The following is a 19,319-nucleotide window of genomic DNA, read 5'->3' on the forward strand; positions in this document are numbered from 1 at the left end:
CCGAGTAGCGGCTAGAGCAGGACCGACGTGCTCTTGCCCGCCCCGCCGGCGACGGCCGAGTAGGCGGCGGCGAGGAGGCCCGGATCAGGTCCCTCGAGACGGCCCGGCTTGGCCAGCCCGTCGAGCACGACGAACCGCAGCACACCGGAACGGTTCTTCTTGTCCCCCGCCATCCCCTCGAGCAGGTCGGCGAAGGCATCGGGATCGTAGGTCGTCGGCAGGCCGACGAGTTCGAGCACCGACTTGTGACGGTCGGCGGTCGCGTCGTCGAGACGCCCGGCCAGGCGCGCAAGCTCGGCTGCGAACACCAGGCCCACCGACACCGCGGCGCCGTGACGCCAGCGGTAGCGCTCCCGGCGTTCGATCGCGTGGCCCAGGGTGTGGCCGTAGTTGAGGATCTCGCGCAGTGAGGACTCCTTGAGATCCGCTGACACGACGTCTGCCTTCACCTGCACCGACCGGCGGATCAGATCCGGGAGGACCGGGCTGGTGGGGTCGAGCGCGGCCTCCGGGTCGGCCTCGATGATGTCGAGGATGGTCGGATCCGCGATGAAACCGGTCTTGATGACCTCGGCGAGCCCGGCGACGATCTCGTTGCGCGGCACGGTCTCGAGGGTGCCGATGTCGATCAGGACCGCGTCGGGTTCGTGGAACGAGCCGACGAGGTTCTTGCCCGCCTCGGTGTTGATGCCGGTCTTGCCGCCCACCGCGGCGTCGACCATCGCCAGCAGCGTGGTCGGGACGTGGATGACGCCGATGCCGCGCATCCAGGTGGCCGCGACGAATCCGGAGACGTCGGTCGCGGCACCGCCGCCGAGGCTGATGACCTTGTCGTTGCGCTTGAGACCGATCCGGCCGAAGACCTCCCAGCAGAAGGCGGCGACCGAGAGGTCCTTGCCCGCCTCGGCGTCCGGGATCTCGATGCGGTGGGCGTCGAAGCCCTTGTCCGCCAGGAACTCCCGGATCTGCTCGGCGGTCTTGTTCAGCGGCGGCTGATACAGGATCGCGATGCGGTCGGCGCCGGCGGCGGCCTCGGCGACCTCGCCGAGCAGCCCGCGGCCGATCGTGACGTCATAGGGCGCACCCGCGTTGACGCGGATCGCAACGGGTTCGATGTCGGTCATTCTGGTGTCCTCACGTCGAGTTCGCGGGCGAGTTCGGCGACGATGGCGTCGGTGACGGCTTCCGGAGCTGCGTCGGCGTCGACCTCGAAGGTGCACACCGACGAATAGATCTCGGTGCGCTCGGCGAGCAGTTCCGCGTAGCGGGCGGCCGGGTCCTCGGTGGCGAGCAGCGGCCGGTCGGTGCCGGAGACCCGCTCGTAACCGCGTTCGGGGCTGACGCGCAGGAAGACCACCCGCTGATCGGCCAGGGCATCGCGGACACCCGCCGTGGTGACCGCGCCCCCGCCGAGCGAGACCACCCCGCCGTGGTTGTCGAGGACGTCGCAGACCACGTTCTCCTCGATCGTGCGGAAGCCGTCGACACCGTCCGATTCGAAGATCTCCGGGATGCTACGGCCGGTCCGCCGGACCAGTTCGATGTCGGTATCGACGAAGTCGACCCCGAGACGGTCGGCAAGCAGACGCCCGACGGTCGACTTGCCGGCGCCCATGAAGCCGATCAGCACGGCGCTGGGGCGTCGCCCCGTGGTCGCCCGTGTGGGGGTCGGCGTCTGGGTCATGGGCGCGGAGGGCGCGCGTGGACGGCAGTCAGGTAGGCACCGAGGTTGGCGGCGGTCTCGGCGACCGAGTCGCCACCGAACTTGTCCAGCGCCGCCTGGGCGACGACGAGCGCCACCATGGCCTCGGCGACCACACCGGCCGCGGGCACGGCGCACACGTCGGAGCGCTGGTGGATCGCGCTGGCGGTCTCCCCCGTCTCCATGTCGACCGTCGACAGGGCGCGCGGCACCGTCGAGATCGGCTTCATGGCGATGCGGACGCGCAGGTCCTCGCCGTTGGTCATGCCGCCTTCGAGGCCGCCCGCGCGGTTGGTCGAGCGCAGCACGCCGTCGGGTCCGGGGACCATCTCGTCGTGGGCCTCGCTGCCGCGGCGGCGGGCGGTGGTGAAGCCGTCGCCGACCTCGACGCCCTTGATGGCCTGGATGCCCATGAGGGCGGCGGCCAGACGTGCATCGAGCCGGGTCTCGCCGCTGACGTGCGAGCCGAGCCCGACGGGCACTCCGGTGGCGACGATCTCGACGACGCCGCCGAGGGTGTCGCCGTCCTTCTTGGCGGCCTCGATCTCGTCGATCATCGACTTCTCGGCGGCCGCGTCGAAGGCACGGACCGGGCTGGCGTCGATGGCCTCGAGATCGCTGAAGCGCGGCGGCGGACCGACATAGGGATCACTCGCGCCGATCGAGATGACGTGCGAGACGACCTCGATGCCGAAGACCTGACGCAGGAAGTTGCGGGCGACGGTGCCGGCGGCGACGCGGGCCGCGGTCTCCCGGGCGCTGGCGCGTTCGAGGACCGGACGGGCGTCGTCGAAGCCGTACTTGAGCATGCCCGAGTAGTCGGCGTGACCGGGACGCGGACGGGTCAGCGGCGCGTTGCGTGCGCTGCCCTCGAGTTCGGCGGGATCGACCGGGTCGGCCGACATGACGGTCTCCCACTTGGGCCATTCGGTGTTGCCGATCTCGATCGCCACCGGACCACCCATCGTGCGACCGTGGCGTACGCCACCGATCACGGTGACCTTGTCGGCCTCGAACTTCATCCGCGCGCCGCGGCCGTAGCCGAGGCGACGGCGGGCGAGCTGTTCGGCGATGTCCGACGAGGTCACCTCGACCCCGGCGACCATGCCCTCGACGAGGGCGACCAAGGCGGGTCCGTGGGATTCTCCGGCAGTTATCCAGCGCAGCACAGTGATCAATTGTTCCATGTGCCCCACAACTCCCCGACAGCGGTCGTGGGGCGGGCGCCGTCAGGCCAGATCGGACACGACGATCAGCGCGCCGACGAGCGCGGGGGCATGTGCGTGTCCCCCCGTCGATCCGCGACGCCCGATGCTCACCAGGGCGATCATCAGCGCCACGAGGGAGGCGCACGCCACCATGATCATCGCGGTGTCCCAGCGCAGCGCGAGACCGCCGCAGGCGAAGGCGAGCTTCACGTCACCGCCGCCGCACCACCCGGCCGTGAACGTCAGCAGGTACGGCGTCGCGGCAGCCGCTGCGGCGAGCCCCACGGCGGGCTGGGCGACGGCGACGACAGCCACCGCGCAGAGTCCTGGCCAGACCATCGCATTGGGGATGCGCCGGGTGCGTGCGTCGGTGACGGCGATCGTGAGCAACCAGAGCAGGATCGCGGGTTCGGCCATGTGCCGAGCATCGCGCGCATCCGGGCAGGATCGCGGACGGTCTCCACAGCCTCAGGCGTTGGGTATGAGCACCTGCGTCATCGCCTCGCGGGGTGCCGGGAGCCCGGTGAACAGCTCGACCTGACGGAAGGCCTGGTTCAGCAGCATGACCAGTCCCCCGATGACCAGTCCACCGGACGCCTCGACGGTGGCCGCCAGCGGCGTCGGCCAGGGGTCGTAGATCACGTCGACGACCTTGCCCGCGTGGGCGATTGCGGGCGCTAGCGTCCCGGCGGCCGGTGCGGGCACCGTCGACACCACCACAGACGCAGCGCGGCAACGGTTTTCGAGCACAGTCCCGGCGTCGAAGGGGACGACCTCACCGGTGATGCCGAGGCGCTCGCACAACTCCAGGACGGACGCGGCCCGGCCGGCGTCGCGCGCGACGACCGAGATCGTCGAGACGCCGACCTCGGCGAGCGCCATGACGGTCGGCAGCGCCGTGCCGCCCGCGCCGACCACGACCGCGTCGGGTGCGGCCCCCGCGGCGATGTCGGTGTCGACGCCGAGTTCGGCCAGCGCTCCCGTCATGCCGTCGATGTCGGTGCAGTCGGCCCGCCAGCCGTCGTCGACGCGGACGAGCGTGTTCGCCGATCCGACGAGTTCGGCCCGCTCGGTCCGTTCGGTCGCGAAGTCCAGGGCGGCCAGCTTGTTCGGCATGGTCACCGAGAACCCGATGAACTCCGGTGCCGCGCCGGAGACGATCTCGGGCAGCCGATCGGCCGTGCACTCGATCCGGTCGTAGGTCCAGCCGTCGAGACCGAGCGCCCGGTAGGCGGCCAGGTGGACGGCAGGCGACTTGGAATGCGCGATCGGCGAACCGAGGACCGCCGCCCGGCGACGGTCACCGTACGGCGAACGGCTCACTGGCATCCCGTCGACACGAGCTTGTTCTTGCAGGCGACAGTGCGGTTGCGCTTGTGTTCCTCGAAGGTGTTCGCGAACAGCGTGGTGCCCGCGGTGTCGACGGTGACGAAGTACAACCACGAACCCGGAGCCGGGTCGAGCATCGCCTCGAGTGCCGGGACACCGACGGCCGCGATCGGGGTCGGCGGAAGACCCTTGTAGCGGTAGGTGTTCCACTCGTTGTCCGCCTTGTAGGCCTCACCGTGCACATCGATGTTGGTGACGGCGGCGGTGTAGTTCTGCGTCGAGTCCATCTCGAGCCGCTGATCCTCGTCGAGCCGGTTGCGGATGACGCGGGCGACCTTCGGCGCATCTTCGACGTGCCGGACCTCGCGTTCGACGATCGACGCGGCGATCAGCGTCTCGTAGGGCGACAGTCCGGACTTGTTGTTGTCCACCAGACCCCACTGATCGAACATCACCGCGCTCTTGGAGATCATCTCGTTGAGGATCTGCACCGCGGTGTGATCGGGTTCGACGCGTTCCCAGGTGGTGGGCGCGATCAGGCCCTCGACGCGGCGGTGGTCGCCGGTCATCGACGCCACGTTCTCCTTCGCCCAGTCCGGCACCCCGAGGGCCTCGGGGGTCGAGGTGGCGGCCGCCTCTTCGAGCTGGGCCACGGTGACACCCTCGGGCTGACCGTTGACCTCGGTCGCCGTCGCGTCCTGGATCAGCTGGAAGATGCCCGGCGTGATCTTGCCGTCGATGCCGGTCTTGGAGTCGAGCTGCAGACCCGGCGGGATCACCACCCGTCCGACGCGGTGCTGGGCGCTGTCGTCGGTGAGCATCTCCACTGCGGTCGATGCCGGGATCTGGGTCCGCATCTTGTAGAGGCCGCCGGACATGGGCTGACCGTCCGCGGCGTCGATGAAGGCGCGCACGCTGCCCACGACATCGGCGTCGACCAGGATCCGGCCGAAGTCGGACAGGGTCGAGTTCTCCGGGATGTCGACGATCACGTCGCTGGCACCGGCGGTGTTGGTGTAGTCCTTGCGCGACTCCAGGACTCCCATGGAACGCAGACCGTAGTAGCCGACGCCGCCGACGAGGGCGAGCATGAACACGATGGCGAGTGCCAGCACCACGCGACGCTTCTTCTGGTTCTCCCGGTTGCGTCGGCGCGGGCGTCGTGGCGCCGCGGCCGGCTCCGCGTCGTCGGCACCCGGCCACCAGTCGTCCTCGTCGCGCGCACGCGGTCCACGCGGCGTCGTCGCCACGGGCTCGGGGTGTGCGGGCTCGCCGTACGCAGGCTCGTCGTAGGTGGGCTCGTCGTACGCGGGCTGGGCGTCGACGTCGCTGAACTCATGGTCGTCGTACCGGGGTTCGACGTATTCCGGTTCGGGCCGGCGCGGGGGGGCCGGCGGCGGAGGTGCCTGCTGTGCACGCGGCGGCTGCGGGGGTTGACCGCCCGGCGGAATCCGGACGGGCTGCGCACGTCCCGGAATCCCACCCGGCCGGCCACTCTGGGCCGGGGGCGTGGGCTCGCCGGGCTGCGCGGGCGGGGCTGCACGCCGGCGACGATGCCGGGTGTGTGACGCACCCTCGCCGGGCTGCGTGAAGTACCGCAGACGCTCCGGATCCATACCCTCGGCACCGCTTTGGTGCGCGTCGGCACGGCGTCCCTGGCTGTCCCGGTGTCGCGTGCGACGCCGTTCTTCGGTCACCGCCGGCTCCCCTCCCGACTCTGTCGAGGGATCATCGGACTCACCGTCGCGCATCCAGCCATCCCTGAAGGATAGCGACCGCCGCGGCTTGGTCGATGACTCCTCGTGATGACTTCACCGTCCGGCCGCTCGCGTGCAGCGCCTGCTGCGCGGTCACGGTGGTGAATCGTTCGTCCTGCCAATGCACCTCGGCCGGCGCGATCCGCTCGGCGAGTCGATCACCGAAGGCGCGTGCGGTCTCCGCCGCGACCCCGGTGGTGTTCTTCAGCGTCTTCGGCAGCCCGATGACGACGCCGATCGCCCCGTATTCGGCGACCAGTTCCACGATCCGATCGAGATCGGTTGTGGCAGAGGGTGTTCGACGGACAGTCTCCACCGGTGTGGCGAGAATCCCGTCGGGGTCGCAGACCGCGACACCGATCCGGACGCTCCCGACGTCGATACCGAGGCGGCGGCCTCGTTGCAGGCGCGGATCCTGGTCGATGGGCATCAGCCGACGAACTCGCGGATACGCGACAGGGCGGCGTCGATCCCGCCGGGTTCGGTTCCCGAGCCCTGGGCGAGGTCGGGCTTGCCACCACCGCGGCCACCGACGAGCGGCGCCACCTCCTTGACCAGATCACCGGCCTTGATCCCGGCGTCGCGGGCCGCGGCGGTCGTGGCGATCACGAACGGCACCTTGGCATCCGGTCCGTCGCCGCTCGGCGAGAACAGGGCTATCACGGCCTGGCGGTCGGCGACCCGGCCCCGCAGATCGGTGACGACCGAACGCAGTCCGTTGGCGTCGAGTCCTGGGACACGCCCCTCGACCACGAGCGTGGAACCCACGGTGGTCGCGGTGTCGAGGAGACCGGACACGGCCGCCTGCGCCTGCTCGGCACGCACCCGGGCGAGTTCCTTCTCGGCATCGCGCAGCTTGGTGACGAGCTGCTCGACGCGGCCGGGCACTTCCTCGGACGGCACCTTCAGCGACGACGCCAGACCGGCGAGCAGAGCACGCTCCTTGGACAGGAAGCGGAACGAATCCATACCTACGTAGGCCTCGACGCGACGCACACCGGAACCGACGGAGGACTCGCCGATGAGGGTGATCGGACCGATCTGCGACGACGACACGACATGCGTGCCACCGCACAGTTCCATCGAGAACGGGCCACCGATCTCGACGACACGTACGACGTCGCCGTAGTTCTCACCGAAGAGTGCCATCGCACCCATCGCCTTGGCCTCGTCGAGTCCGGTCTCGAAGGTGTTGACCTGATAGTTGGCTTCGACCGCGGCGTTGGAGATCTCCTCGATCTCGCGACGCTGCGACTCGGTCACCGGGCCGCTGGCGTTGAAGTCGAAGCGCAGGTAGCCCGGGCGGTTGAGCGAACCCGCCTGTGTCGCACCGGGTCCGAGGACCTCGCGAAGCGCGGCGTGCACCATGTGGGTGCCCGAATGGCCCTGCGTGGCGCCGTGACGCCAGGCGGTGTCGACGGCGGCGAGCACCTCGTCGCCCTCCTCGATCTCGCCCTCGTCCACGCGGACCTTGTGCAGCCACACCGACTTCCCGACCTTCTGCACATCGGTGACGGACAGGCGCACACCGGAACCGGTGGTGATGGTGCCGACGTCGGCCATCTGGCCGCCCGACTCGGCGTAGAGCGGGGTGCGGTTGAGCACCACGGTGAGTTCCTGGCCGGCCGTCGCCACGGGCACCCGGGCGCCGTCGGCGACGAGACCGAGAACGCGTGCCTCGGAGACGAGTTCGTCTAAGCCGGTGAACTCGGTGGGTCCGCGGTCGAGGAAGTCGCGGTACACGCTCAGGTCGGCGTGCCCGGTCTTGCGGGCGGTCGCGTCGGCCTTGGCGCGCTGCTTCTGCTCGGCCATCAGGGCGGTGAAGCCCTCCTGGTCGACCTCCAGCCCGGCCTCGGCTGCCATCTCGAGCGTGAGGTCGATCGGGAAGCCGTAGGTGTCGTGCAGGGTGAACGCGTCGGCACCGGTGATGGTGGTACTCGCGGACTTCTTGGTGGCGGTCGCGGCGTCGATGAAGAGCTTGGAGCCCGCGGCGAGGGTCTTGGCGAAGGAGGTCTCCTCGCCCACCGCGACCTTCACGATGTCGGCACGCCTGGTCTCGAGCTCCGGGTACGACGGGGCCATCAGGTCGATGACCTTGCCGATGATCGTGCCCATGGTCGCCTGGTTGTCCCCCGCTCCCAACAGCCGCATCGACCGCACGACGCGGCGCAGGAGGCGACGCAGCACGTAGCCGCGGCCGTCGTTGCCGGGCAGCACGCCGTCGCCGATCAGCATCGCCGAGGTGCGGGCGTGGTCGGCGATCACGCGGAAGCGCACGTCGTCGGCATGCGAACCGGCGCCGTAGGCGCGGCCGGTGAGCTCGGCGGCCAGGTCGATGATCGGCTTGAGCAGGTCGGTCTCGTAGACGTTGTCGACGCCCTGCAGGATGCAGGCGACGCGCTCGACACCCATGCCGGTGTCGATGTTCTTCTTGGGCAGGGGCCCGAGGATCTCGTAGTTGTCCTTGCCGCCGCCCGGACCGCGGACGTTCTGCATGAACACGAGATTCCAGATCTCGATGTAGCGGTCCTCGTCGGCCTCCGGGCCGCCCTCGACGCCGTAGTCGGGGCCGCGGTCGTAGAAGATCTCCGAGCACGGACCGCAGGGGCCGGGGACGCCCATCGACCAGTAGTTGTCCTTCAGGCCGCGACGCTGGATGCGCTCGGCGGGCACGCCGATCTCGTCGCGCCAGATGGCCTCGGCCTCGTCGTCGTCGAGATAGACGGTGGGCCACAGCTTCTGCGGGTCGATGCCGTAGCCGCCGTCGGAGACGCTGTTGGTCAGCAGGGTCCAGGCAAAGTTGATGGCCTCGCGCTTGAAGTAGTCGCCGAAGGAGAAGTTGCCCGCCATCTGGAAGAAGGTGTTGTGGCGGGTGGTGATGCCGACCTCGTCGATGTCGAGGGTGCGGACACACTTCTGGACGCTGGTCGCGCGGTCGTACGGCGGGGTCTGCTCGCCCAGGAAGTACGGCTTGAACGGAACCATGCCGGCGTTGACGAACAGCAGGTTGGGGTCGTCGAGCAGCAGCGAGGCACTGGGCACCTCGGTGTGGCCGGCCTTGATGAAGTGGTCCAGAAAACGCTTCCGGATGTCATGCGTCTGCACTGTTGGTCTCGTCCTCGCCGTTGGTTGTCGCGACATCCCAGAGTACCGGCGGCGCGTCGCGGAACCGGTCCCGGGCGTCATACCCCGGCACATCCGGCGTGATCAGCGGGATCGGCGACGTGTGACGGCACCCCGGACGATGGATCTCAGGCGTGCCACGCGCGGCCCGATCTCACGTTCGAGCCCGTGATCGGTGGGCTCGTAGTAGTCGACGCCGACGAGTTCGTCGGGCGGGTACTGCTGGGGCACCACGCCGTCGGGATGGTCGTGCGGGTACCGGTAGGCGACGCCGTTGCCGAGTTTCTTGGCACCGGCGTAATGGCTGTCGCGCAGGTGGGCGGGCACCGCCCGGGCCTTGCCCGCCTCGACGTCGGCGAGTGCGGCGCCGATCGCCGAGACCACGCCGGCCGACTTCGGTGCGGTCGCCAGGTGGATGGTCGCCTGGGTCAGGGCCAGTTTGGCCTCCGGCATGCCGACGAGGTTGACCACCTGGGCGGCGGCGACCGCGGTCTGCAGCGCGGTGGGATCGGCCATGCCGATGTCCTCGCTCGCGTGGATCATCAGGCGCCGGGCGATGAAGCGCGGGTCCTCCCCCGCCGCGATCATGCGCGCCAGGTAGTGCACGGCGGCGTCGACGTCGGAGCCGCGGATCGATTTGATGAACGCGCTGGTCACGTCGTAGTGCTGGTCGCCGTCGCGGTCGTAGCGCACCGCCGCGCGGTCGATCGCGGTCTCGACGTCGGCGAGGTCGACGTGGGTGGCCGAGTCGGCGCTGGCCTCGAGCGCGGTGAGGGCCCGCCGGGCATCGCCGCCGGCGACCGCGACCAGGTGGTCGTAGGCGGCCTCGGTCACCTCGACCTGCCCGTCGAGGCCCCGCGGGTCCGCGACGGCCCGGGTGAGGACCTCGCGGATGTCGTCGTCGGTCAGCGACCGCAACTGCAACACGAGGGACCGTGACAGCAGGGGTGCGACGACGGAGAACGACGGGTTCTCGGTGGTCGCCGCCACGAGCAGCACGATCCGGTTCTCGACGGCGTCGAGCAGAGCGTCCTGCTGGGTCTTGGAGAAGCGGTGGACCTCGTCGATGAACAGGACGGTCTGCTGACCGTCGATGAGCCGGCGACGGGCGACGTCGATGACGGCGCGCACCTCTTTGACTCCCGCCGACAGGGCGGACAACGCCTCGAACCGGCCGCCGGTGGCGCGGGCGATCAGCGACGCCATCGTCGTCTTGCCGGTGCCGGGCGGGCCGTAGAGCAGCACCGACGCCGCGCCCACGCCGCTGATCAGGCGACGCAGCGGCGAGCCGTCCCCGAGCAGGTGCTGTTGGCCGACGATCTCGTCGAGGGTCTGCGGACGCATGCGGACCGCGAGCGGTGCCGTCGGTTTCGGTGCCGCGGTCAGGCCGTCGGCGCCGGGCGTCGGCCCACCGGCTCCGGCCCGGGGATCCACGGGCGGGTCGAACAATCCGTCCACGAGCCGATCAGGCCATCCAGATGCGCTGCAACGCGAGACCCGTTGCAGTCGCGAAGTCGGCGATCGCGTCCTCACCGGCGCGACCGGCGGCGGCCGCGAGGTCGGTCCAGCGGGACACGAGTACACGCGGATCGTTCGTGTGCAGTGCCCAGTCGTGGGTGAATCCGCCGGTGCTCTCGGTCGGGGTGCCCGCGGCGGAGCCCTGCAGTTCGGGGTCGAACGGGGTCATCTCGAGGCTCGCGTCGGAGTCCGCACCGACCGCGTTCTCCGTGGCGATGAAATCGGTGTCGGCGGGCAGCATCCACGCGGTCGACAGCCACACCCACAGCAGCCGGGCGACGAGCACCTTGCGCTGCATCTCGCGTTCGTGCGCGAGGGCCGGCCAGATCGGGTTCACCTCCGACCGCCAGGCGTCGACCATCGACACCTCGAGGTCGGTGGCGCGCGCCGCGGCGCGCGCGGGCAGCTGGGCGGTCATGGTCACCACGGCGTACGCGATGTCGAGGGTGGCGTCGCGGAAACCGCCCCACTCGTAGTCCATGAACTGCACGCCGTCGTCGTTGAGCATGATGTTCTCGGGGCCCACGTCCGACGGACTGAATGCGCGGTGCTCACCATCGTCGAACAGGGCGGCCGCGGTCTCGAGTGCCTCGAGGACGCGGTCCGGCACCTGCACGCCGAGCGCGGCGGCGTGTCCGGCCAGTGCCTCGACGGAGCGTCGGGCCTCGTCCCGGAGGATGTCGCGTCCCTCGGTGCCCGACCTGCCGCGGCGGACCAGGGCGTCGAAGTCGATCTCGCCGCCGACGGTGGCGGCGTGCATGCGGCCCAGGGCCTGGCCCCAGGCACTCACCGCGCGGGAGGTCTCCACCGGGTCGACGCCGTCGAGGTACTCCAGCATCGAGCGGCCGTGCCCGAGGTCGGAGAGCACCATCAGGCGCAGGTCGGGGTCGGAGGCGATCAGCTGCGGACCCGGCCGCGACTCGTTCGGGAGCGCGGTGGCGTACTTGTACGAGGCGATCTCCCGGTGGAACGCCTGCGGGTCCTCGTGCTCGGGCAGCGCCTTGATCACCAGCGAACGGTCCAGGCTGAGGGGGTTCTGCGCCACCCTCACCCGAACCACCGTCGTACGGCCGCTACCACCGAGGTCCTCCGGGTCGTCGAGGACTACGGAGGAACCGGCGCGGTGTGACAGCAGCGCCTCTGCCGCCCGCACCACGCTGGTGATGCGGCTTTCAGTAATGACCGTCATGTCGTATCCCAAGGTACCCGTTGCAACTGTGTTGCAACACCGGTGTTCATCCTTCTGTACGACCTCGGGATTGGTGAATGACGATTCAGACGCGCCGATTACGGTGCCTCCCAGGGGTTTAGCGGACCGGCTCACAATTCGTGCCGGGTTGCGCCCTCGGTGGACACAACCGGAGGGGTCGCGCCGGCCGGGTCGGGTGATTCGTCCTCGACCGGACTGACGTCGACCGAGACGTCGATGTGGCTCTTGGTCGAGTCGGTGTAGATGACCCCGCGCAGCGGCGGGACGTCGTCGTAGTCGCGGCCCCAGGCGAGGGTGACGTGGCGTTCGTCGACCAGTTTGTCGTTGGTCGGGTCGAACGGCAGCCAGCGGCCGTCGGGCATCCACACCGCCGCCCACGCATGGCTCGCGTCGGCGCCGAAGATCTTCTCCTTGCCCGGTGGCGGATCGGTCGCCAGATACCCGGACTCGTAGCGGGCGGCGAGCCCGACCGAGCGCAGACACGCGATCGCGACCCGGGCGAAGTCCTGGCAGACACCCTCGCGCCGCTGCATCACCGTGTCGACCCTCGTCGAGATCGCCGTCGATCCGGAGCGGTAGGTGAAGTCGTCGAAGATCCGGGTGGTGAGGTCGGTGACGGCCTCGATCAGCGGTCGTCCCGGGGTGAACACCCGGGACGCATAGTCGCGTACCGACGCGGTGATCTCCGGCGGATCGAGATCGATGACGAACTCGGCGGCGACCGCGGCCTCGCGACTACCGGCCACCGCCGGGCGCGCCGACTCCCAGGGTGCGCGCGCCGCGGGACCGATGATCATGCCCTGGTCGACGCCGTCGACCTCGACGACCGAGCGCGCGGTCACCGTCAGTTCCCGATGGGAAGTGCGGACGTGGAAGTAGCTGTCGTTGTTGCCGTAGACGTCGATGCCCGTCGACCGGTCGTCGGGCTCTGGTTCGATGTCGACGGTGGCCGAGAGCACCCGCTGTCCCGGCAGGTCGCGCGGGGTCAGGTAGCAACGGCCGTACGACGAGGACACGTCGTCGTTGTAGGTGTACCGGGTCCGGTGCATGACCCGGTAGACGCGGGTGCTCACATCTCACCCCCGCCCCAGATCGGCTGCGCCTGGCGCGGCACGGCGAAGCGGGTCCTGCTGAGCAGGTCGGACAGTTCACGGGAACCGGTTCGCAGTGTGGTCATCAGGTCGGCGAGGTCGGTCCGCCGACCCTGCGAGTCGACGCCGGCGAGGTCGGCCGGACCGCTCCGGCGCAGTTCGGCGATCATGTCCTGCACCCCTCGCTCGGCCCCGGCCGAGCGCAGCGGTTCGGGGACCGAGGTCAGGTCGTGGTTCATCTTCTCGAGCTGGAAGATCATCGAACGCGGGTTGGTCGGGTCGAACAGCAGCAGCTCGGCGACACTCGAGAAGCGGTACAGACCGCGGTTGCGGCGCCGGTAGATCACCGAGGACTCGTTGGCGGCGAGGTACGACTCAAGCAGCGCCTGTTCGGTGTCGGTGTCGTGGGCCTGCGTGAACATCGCCCGGGTGAGGTCGGCGAGGGTGATCGCGCGCTCGATGCGTCGACCGAGGTCCATGAACATCCAGCCCGGGTCGTGGACCATCGACTCCTCCTGGAGTCCGGTCAGGGCGAGAACACCGTGCAGGATCTCCTCGTGCGCCCGCGCGAGGTCCGGACCGAGGTCGAGGGCGGCGTCGCCCAGACCCTCGGTGCCCGCGTCGGCGGAATCCGCCCGCGACCGGGAGACCAGACGCGCGGTACTCGCGACGACCCGCTCGACGGGCGCCAGGACCATCCACGTGCTGGTCGACATCTGGTCGCGAACGGCGCGCGCGGCGCCGACGAGGCGGTCGACCGAGTAGGCGACCGAACCCGGGATCGACCGGGCCACGGTCAGGTCGGCGATCTTCTCGATGGCCTCGTTGACCTGTTCCGGCGAGGGCTGCCGGTCGGTGCCCGACAGCACCAGATCCGCGGTGTCGAGGTAGCCGTCGGTCCCCGTGATCGTCGTGACCACATGGAGCAGCAGGGGCACCGCCGGGGTACCCGACATCCACGGCCGGTACTGGAAGTCCTGATAGCGCTGGCGGGAGACCTTCGCGAGGCGGGTGACCTGCTCGGTGCGTTCGGCGTAGCGGCCGAGCCAGAACAGGTCGGCGAGCACACGCGGACTCGCGGCGGCCGCGACCTCGGAGTACTCGAGCGAGACGGGACGCCCCGCCTCCGGGATGACCTCACCGGCCGGTTCGACGCGGGTCTCCGAACGACGCGACACATGTCCGCCGACCTCGGTACTGGTGACCCAGACGTCCTTGGCCGACACGACGTGGTGGGCGGCCCCTTCGACGCCGTCGGCCAGGACGGCGCCGAGGCCGCCGGGCATCACGGCGTAGGTGGGACCCTGGGCGACGCTGAACGCGCGAATCGACACGGGTGCGGCGCGCAGCGCGGTGGTGTGGCGTCCGGGTCGTGTCCCGGTGGTGACGGTCGGCGCCACCGAGTAGGCGTCGAGTTCGTGTCCGACCCATTGCCAGGTCTGCGCGTCGATCCGCGCGACGACCTCGGCCCGGGTCCGCGCGTCGAGCAGCGGGCCGACGAACTCCTCGCCGGTCCGGGTGTTGGTGAGCACAAGCGATCCGACGCGGCTCTGGATCTTGCTGCGCTCCAGGTCATCTCCGGCCCAGTAGGTGCTGACCGAGCCGAGCGCGAGCTCCTCGTCGAGCAGGACGGGTGCGAGTCGTTCGAGCACCGTGTGCAGGGCGGGGTTCTCGAGAACACCGGAACCGAGCGTGTTCAGCACCGTGACGTTGCCGCGCGAGATCGCCTCGACGAGACCGGCGACGCCGAGCCGGGAGTCGGTCCGCAGATCGAGCGGGTCGGCATAGGCGGCGTCGACCCGGCGCAGCAGGACGTCGACCCGCTTGTACCTGCCGAGAGAGCGCATGTAGACCGCGCCGTCGCGCACGGTGAGGTCCGCACCCTCGACCAGCGGGTAGCCGAGCGCCGACGCGAGATACGCCTGGTCGAAGGCGGTCTCGGACATGCTGCCGGGGCTGAGCACGGCGACCGTCGGATCGTCGACACCGGGTGGGGCGTACTCGGCGAGCGCGAGGCGCATCGTCCCGGCGAAACCGGTCACCGGGCGCGGCGCGCACGCCTGGAAGAGCTGCGGGAGGGCCTTGGTCAGCAGGCGCCGGCCGACGATCGAGAAACCGATGCCCGACGGGGCCTGGGTGCGGTCGCGGTAGACCACGAACCGACCGTCGGCGGACCGCGAGATGTCGACCGCGTGCAGGAACAGGGCATGGGGTCCGGCGACCTCGAGGCGCGCCGCCTTGCGGATGTAACCGGGGTGCCCGAAGACCATCTCCGGCGCCACGAGACCGGAGGTGATGGTCTTCTGATCGCGGTAGAGATCGCGCAGCAGCAGATCGAGCAGCATCGAGCGCTGCGTGATCGCCTTCTCCAGCTCGGCCCACTCGACGCCGTCGACGAGGAGCGGCACCGCATCGATGTCCCAGTCGCGGGTGTGGGTGGTCTGACCGTCGAACTCGTTGTAGACCACGCCGTCGTCCCGGACGGCCGCGGCGAGCCGGTCCGCGGACTCGCGCAGGCGGCTGTCACCGCGCCGCTGATACAGCCGCACAAGGTCTTCCCACGCGGGACGGACCATGCCGGCGGAGTCGAGGAGCTCGTCGTAGTGGGCCCCGGAAACGAGGTCGGGATCGCCGGTTCCGGCGACGTCGAAGAGCGTGTAACCCTCGTCACGGTAACGGTCGAAAACCGTGGATGCATCGAACACCGCGGAAGCGTTGCCCGGTGGAGAGGTCACCGGAGAACTGTACGTGCCCGCCGTAGATCGAGGATCCCGGGGACCCCGAAGTCGATGGCCTGCCGGGCCTGTCGTTCCCGGAGCAATCCGACGTCGACGGTGCCGGTGGTGTGACCCGACGCCTCGAAGCGCCCGTTGCGACGCGATTCGGCCTCGACGGCGTTCACCGGCGGGCGGTCGTAGGCGCGACCACCCGGGTGGACGACGTGGTAGGTCGCACCGCCCACCGACCGGCCGTTGACGGTGTCGACGAGGTCGAAGGTCAGCGGGGTGTCGATGCTGATCGACGGGTGCAGAGCGCTCGGGGGCTGCCAGGCCCGGAACCGGATGCCGGCGACCCGTTCGCCGGTGCGGCCGGTGGACCGAAGCGGGATGGGGAAACCGTTGCAGGTCAACAGGTACCGGTCGTCCTCGCCGCCGAGGACACGCACCTGGACCCGCTCGACGGAGGAATCGACGTACCGGGCGGTGCCGGTTCCGGTCGACTCCTCCCCCAGCGTGTTCCAGGGTTCGATGGCACCGCGGAGTTCCACTTCCTGATCACGGATCTGCACGGTTCCCAGACGCGGGAAACGGAACTCGGTGAACGGGTCGAGCCAGGCGGTCTCGAACGGGTAGCCCGCCTCACGGAGCTCCTCGGCGACGAGCGCGATGTCCTCGATGACGTAGTGCGGCAACAGATGTTTGCCGTGCAGGTCGCCGCCGTGGCGGATGAGCCGGGCGCGGTAGGGCTTCTCCCAGAACCACGACACCAGACTGCGTACGAGCAGCGACTGGACCATCGCCATCCGGTGATGCGGCGGCATCTCGAAGGCGCGCAGTTCCAGCAGGCCGAGACGGCCGCGGACCGAGTCAGGACTGTACAGCTTGTCGATGCAGAACTCGGCGCGGTGGGTGTTGCCGGTGATGTCGGTGAGCAGATGCCGCAGCGCACGGTCGGTGACCCACGGATTGGGTGCGTTCGTATCGGGCTCGTCGGCGCTGTGGGCGCCCTTGGGGCCGGTCCCACGCGGGTCCGCGACCGTGGCGGCGAGCCGGTCGATCTCGGCGAGGGCGATCTCGAGTTCGTAGAGCGCCGATTCCCGGCCCTCGTCGACGCGCGGCGCCTGCGAGGTGGTGCCGATGAAGCGGCCGGAGAACAGATACGACAGCGACGGGTGTCGCTGCCAGTAGGTCAGCATCGACGCCAGCAGGTCGGGGCGGCGCAGCATCGGCGAGTCGGCCGGCGTCGTCCCGCCGAGCGTGATGTGGTTACCGCCGCCGGTGCCGCCGTGACTGCCGTCGAGGTCGAAGCTCTCGGTGCCGAGCCGGACCTGGCGGGCGTGGTCGTAGAGGGACTCGAGCAGTTCGGACTGTTCGGCGAAGCTCGCCGTCGGCTGGATGTTGACCTCGATGACGCCGGGGTCGGGGGTCACCGACAGTGACGTGAGACGCGGATCCGACGGCGGCCCATAGCCTTCGATGACAACCGGGGTCGACGTCGCCGCGGCGGCGCCCTCGACGAGTTCGATGAGGGCGAGGAACTCCTCGCCGGTCGAGGTGGGCGGCATGAACACATAGGTCACGCCGTCGCGGACCTCGGCGACCACCGCCGTGCGCGGCAGGAACTCGGACGGGTCCACCGCGCGTACGGAGTGGCCGAGTGCTTCAGCCGGGTCGGCCGGAAGTGCTTCGCGTCGCGCCGTCGGGTCGGCCTCGAACATGGTCGGCGCCGGCCCCCACGACAACGAGTTCAGCGGCAGACGGAGACCCGCCGGCGAGGTGCCCGGGGTGAGGACGATGCGGCCGCGTCGCAGGGACCACACCGCGCTCTGCCAGGCGGTCCGGTCCTCCGACCGGTTCAGCGGCAGGACGTAGGCGCTGGGGTCGTCGACCGCGGCGTCGAGCCGGGCCAACAGTGAACGGCGTCGCGCCACCGAGTCCTTCTCGGGCGCCAGCTCCTCCTCGTCGCCGTCCTCCAGGGTCTCCAGGTCGACGTCGAACTCCGACTGGGCGAACTTCCGGGCCGTGGGCAGGGTCGGGTCGTCGCCCGGGTCTCCGGGCGGCATGGCGGCCAGCTCGCGCATGCGCACCAGCGGGTCCTCGTAGGCCGGCATCACCTGGTCGGTGGGCAGGCCGAGGTCGGTCGCGAAGGCGGTCAGCAGCTTCTGTGCGGGCTCGGCGTCGACGGTCGTGTCCGGGTGGGCACCGTAGGTCTCGGTCTCGATCGCCGACGCGCATTGTTCCGGCGTCGACCACGGGTCGGCGAGCAGGTCCGGATCACGCCAGATCGGCTCGCCGTCGGCACGCCACATGATCTCGATCTGCCAGCGCGGCAACGGTTCTCCGGGATACCACTTGCCCTGGCTCCGCTGGATGAGGCCCTGCGGCGCGTAGGCCGCCTTGAGACGTTCGGCGAGCCGGGACGCCAGAAGCCGTTTGTGCGGGCCGTCGGCGGCGGTGTTCCACTCGGGCGCGGTCTGGTTGTCGATGGAGACGAAGGTCGGCTCGCCACCCATCGTGAGACGCACATCGTTGCGCTCCATGCGTTCGTCGACGAGCGCACCCAGGTCGACGACGCGATCCCACTGCTCGGGCGTGTACGGCAGGGTGACGCGCGGATCCTCGTGGAAGCGCGTGACGGTGTTGGAGAAATCGAGCGTGGCGTGGCAGGGGCCGGTCGCGCCGGTGATCGGTGCGGCGCCCACCGGATGCGGTGTCGCCGCGAGCGGGATGTGTCCCTCCCCCGCGAACAGGCCGGAGGTCGGGTCCAATCCGACCCAGCCGGCACCGGGCAGGTACACCTCGGTCCACGCGTGGAGGTCGGTGAAGTCGGCGTCGGGACCCGACGGGCCGTCGAGCGACTTGATGTCGGAGGTCAGCTGCACGAGATAGCCGGACACGAACCGCGCCGCGAGACCGAGTTCGCGCAGCAGGGCCACGAGCAGCCAGGCGGAGTCACGACAGGAACCGATCGCACTCGACAGCGTGAACTCGGGTGTCTGCACACCCGCCTCGAGACGCACGGTGTAGCCGACCGCCTCGCGTACCGCGCTGTTCAGCGCCACCAGGAAGTCGATGACGCGTGTCCTGCCGACCGGCTTGTGCTTCGCGGCGAACGCGGCGACCTCCGGATGCACCGGCGCACCGGCGAATTCGCCCTCGCCGACACCGACCGGGCGCAGGAAGATCTCCAGGTCGCGGCGCAGCTCCTCCGGGTACTCGAACCCGTAGTGCTCGGCCCGGTCCTCGATGAAGAAGTCGAAGGGGTTGATCGCGGTCAGGTCGGCCACGAGGCTGACGGTGATGCTCAGCGTGGTCGAGGGTTCCGGGAACACCAGCCGCGCGAGGTAGTTGCTGAACGCGTCCTGCTGCCAGTTGAGGAAGTGCTCCCCGGCTCGACCTTCAGCGAGTACGCCTCGATCGGCGTCCGCGAATGTGGTGCCGGGCGCAGCCGGACCACGTGCGGGTAGATCTTCGTCGGGCGATCGAAGGAGTAGCTCGTCCGGTGCTCGAGGGCCACCTTGATCGTCACCGGCATACCTCCGGAGTGCACGCGCTCGCAGACATGGGAGTGATCACACCACAGATGCCCAGCGGCCGCCCGTCGGCGATCGCGCACAGACGACAGCGGTGGCCGAACTCACGCTCGGCCACCGCTTTTCGT

The 19,319-nt window shown here is 69.9% G+C and carries 12 protein-coding genes and 1 pseudogene; all 13 read right to left on the minus strand.

Annotation, left to right across the window (positions count from 1 at the left end; translation table 11 throughout):
* Window positions 1-11: 11 nt before the first annotated feature.
* The 13 genes and pseudogenes from aroB to GKZ92_RS12495 all read right to left on the minus strand — a co-directional run bounded on the left by aroB (window position 12) and on the right by GKZ92_RS12495 (window position 19,187).
* Window positions 12-1,124, minus strand: a complete 1,113-nt coding sequence (gene aroB / locus GKZ92_RS12435; protein WP_006356955.1) for a 3-dehydroquinate synthase — start codon at window positions 1,122-1,124, stop codon at window positions 12-14.
* Complete coding sequence (locus GKZ92_RS12440) at window positions 1,121-1,684, minus strand: shikimate kinase (protein ID WP_035751461.1); 564 nt, start codon at window positions 1,682-1,684, stop codon at window positions 1,121-1,123. The genes aroB and GKZ92_RS12440 overlap by 4 nt, the downstream gene beginning before the upstream one ends.
* Window positions 1,681-2,889, minus strand: coding sequence for a chorismate synthase (aroC, locus tag GKZ92_RS12445; RefSeq protein ID WP_075863284.1), 1,209 nt, complete (start codon window positions 2,887-2,889; stop codon window positions 1,681-1,683). The genes GKZ92_RS12440 and aroC overlap by 4 nt, the downstream gene beginning before the upstream one ends.
* A 42-nt stretch (window positions 2,890-2,931) precedes the next feature.
* Window positions 2,932-3,327, minus strand: a complete 396-nt coding sequence (locus tag GKZ92_RS12450; protein ID WP_155225313.1) for an A24 family peptidase — start codon at window positions 3,325-3,327, stop codon at window positions 2,932-2,934.
* 51 nt (window positions 3,328-3,378) lie between these two features.
* Window positions 3,379-4,233 (minus strand): shikimate dehydrogenase, encoded by an 855-nt coding sequence (locus GKZ92_RS12455; RefSeq protein WP_042378412.1) that lies wholly within the window; start codon window positions 4,231-4,233, stop codon window positions 3,379-3,381.
* Window positions 4,230-5,990 carry an endolytic transglycosylase MltG gene (gene mltG, locus GKZ92_RS12460; RefSeq protein WP_075863285.1) on the minus strand — a complete coding sequence of 587 codons (1,761 nt, stop codon included), beginning with the start codon at window positions 5,988-5,990 and terminating at the stop codon, window positions 4,230-4,232. Before mltG ends, GKZ92_RS12455 begins: the two co-directional genes overlap by 4 nt.
* Window positions 5,977-6,426 carry a Holliday junction resolvase RuvX gene (ruvX, locus tag GKZ92_RS12465; protein WP_006356961.1) on the minus strand — a complete coding sequence of 150 codons (450 nt, stop codon included), beginning with the start codon at window positions 6,424-6,426 and terminating at the stop codon, window positions 5,977-5,979. The genes mltG and ruvX overlap by 14 nt, the downstream gene beginning before the upstream one ends.
* Window positions 6,426-9,101, minus strand: a complete 2,676-nt coding sequence (gene alaS / locus GKZ92_RS12470; protein WP_042375808.1) for an alanine--tRNA ligase — start codon at window positions 9,099-9,101, stop codon at window positions 6,426-6,428. Before alaS ends, ruvX begins: the two co-directional genes overlap by 1 nt.
* Window positions 9,102-9,203: 102 nt before the next feature.
* A complete protein-coding gene (locus GKZ92_RS12475; RefSeq protein ID WP_035751454.1) occupies window positions 9,204-10,577 on the minus strand; it encodes a replication-associated recombination protein A in 1,374 nt (457 codons plus the stop codon).
* A gap of 7 nt (window positions 10,578-10,584) precedes the next feature.
* Window positions 10,585-11,826 carry a phosphotransferase gene (locus GKZ92_RS12480; protein WP_155225314.1) on the minus strand — a complete coding sequence of 414 codons (1,242 nt, stop codon included), beginning with the start codon at window positions 11,824-11,826 and terminating at the stop codon, window positions 10,585-10,587.
* Window positions 11,827-11,957: 131 nt separating this feature from the next.
* Window positions 11,958-12,920, minus strand: coding sequence for a transglutaminase family protein (locus GKZ92_RS12485; RefSeq protein ID WP_155225315.1), 963 nt, complete (start codon window positions 12,918-12,920; stop codon window positions 11,958-11,960).
* Window positions 12,917-15,673, minus strand: coding sequence for a circularly permuted type 2 ATP-grasp protein (locus GKZ92_RS12490; protein ID WP_006356966.1), 2,757 nt, complete (start codon window positions 15,671-15,673; stop codon window positions 12,917-12,919). The genes GKZ92_RS12485 and GKZ92_RS12490 overlap by 4 nt, the downstream gene beginning before the upstream one ends.
* Window positions 15,670-19,187 (minus strand): annotated as a pseudogene (locus GKZ92_RS12495) (transglutaminase family protein). Before GKZ92_RS12495 ends, GKZ92_RS12490 begins: the two are co-directional and overlap by 4 nt.
* Window positions 19,188-19,319: the final 132 nt, after the last annotated feature.

It is taken from the genome of Gordonia sp. 135, assembly GCF_009720185.1.
Classification (GTDB): domain Bacteria; phylum Actinomycetota; class Actinomycetes; order Mycobacteriales; family Mycobacteriaceae; genus Gordonia; species Gordonia alkanivorans.

What these genes read in the sequence shown, in the direction of transcription:
- aroB (WP_006356955.1), bottom strand. Translation starts at nt 1,124, where the DNA reads ATGACCGACATCGAACCCGTTGCGATCCGCGTCAACGCGGGTGCGCCC.
- GKZ92_RS12440 (WP_035751461.1), bottom strand. Translation starts at nt 1,684, where the DNA reads ATGACCCAGACGCCGACCCCCACACGGGCGACCACGGGGCGACGCCCC.
- aroC (WP_075863284.1), bottom strand. Translation starts at nt 2,889, where the DNA reads ATGGAACAATTGATCACTGTGCTGCGCTGGATAACTGCCGGAGAATCC.
- GKZ92_RS12450 (WP_155225313.1), bottom strand. Translation starts at nt 3,327, where the DNA reads ATGGCCGAACCCGCGATCCTGCTCTGGTTGCTCACGATCGCCGTCACC.
- mltG (WP_075863285.1), bottom strand. Translation starts at nt 5,990, where the DNA reads ATGCGCGACGGTGAGTCCGATGATCCCTCGACAGAGTCGGGAGGGGAG.
- ruvX (WP_006356961.1), bottom strand. Translation starts at nt 6,426, where the DNA reads ATGCCCATCGACCAGGATCCGCGCCTGCAACGAGGCCGCCGCCTCGGT.
- GKZ92_RS12480 (WP_155225314.1), bottom strand. Translation starts at nt 11,826, where the DNA reads ATGACGGTCATTACTGAAAGCCGCATCACCAGCGTGGTGCGGGCGGCA.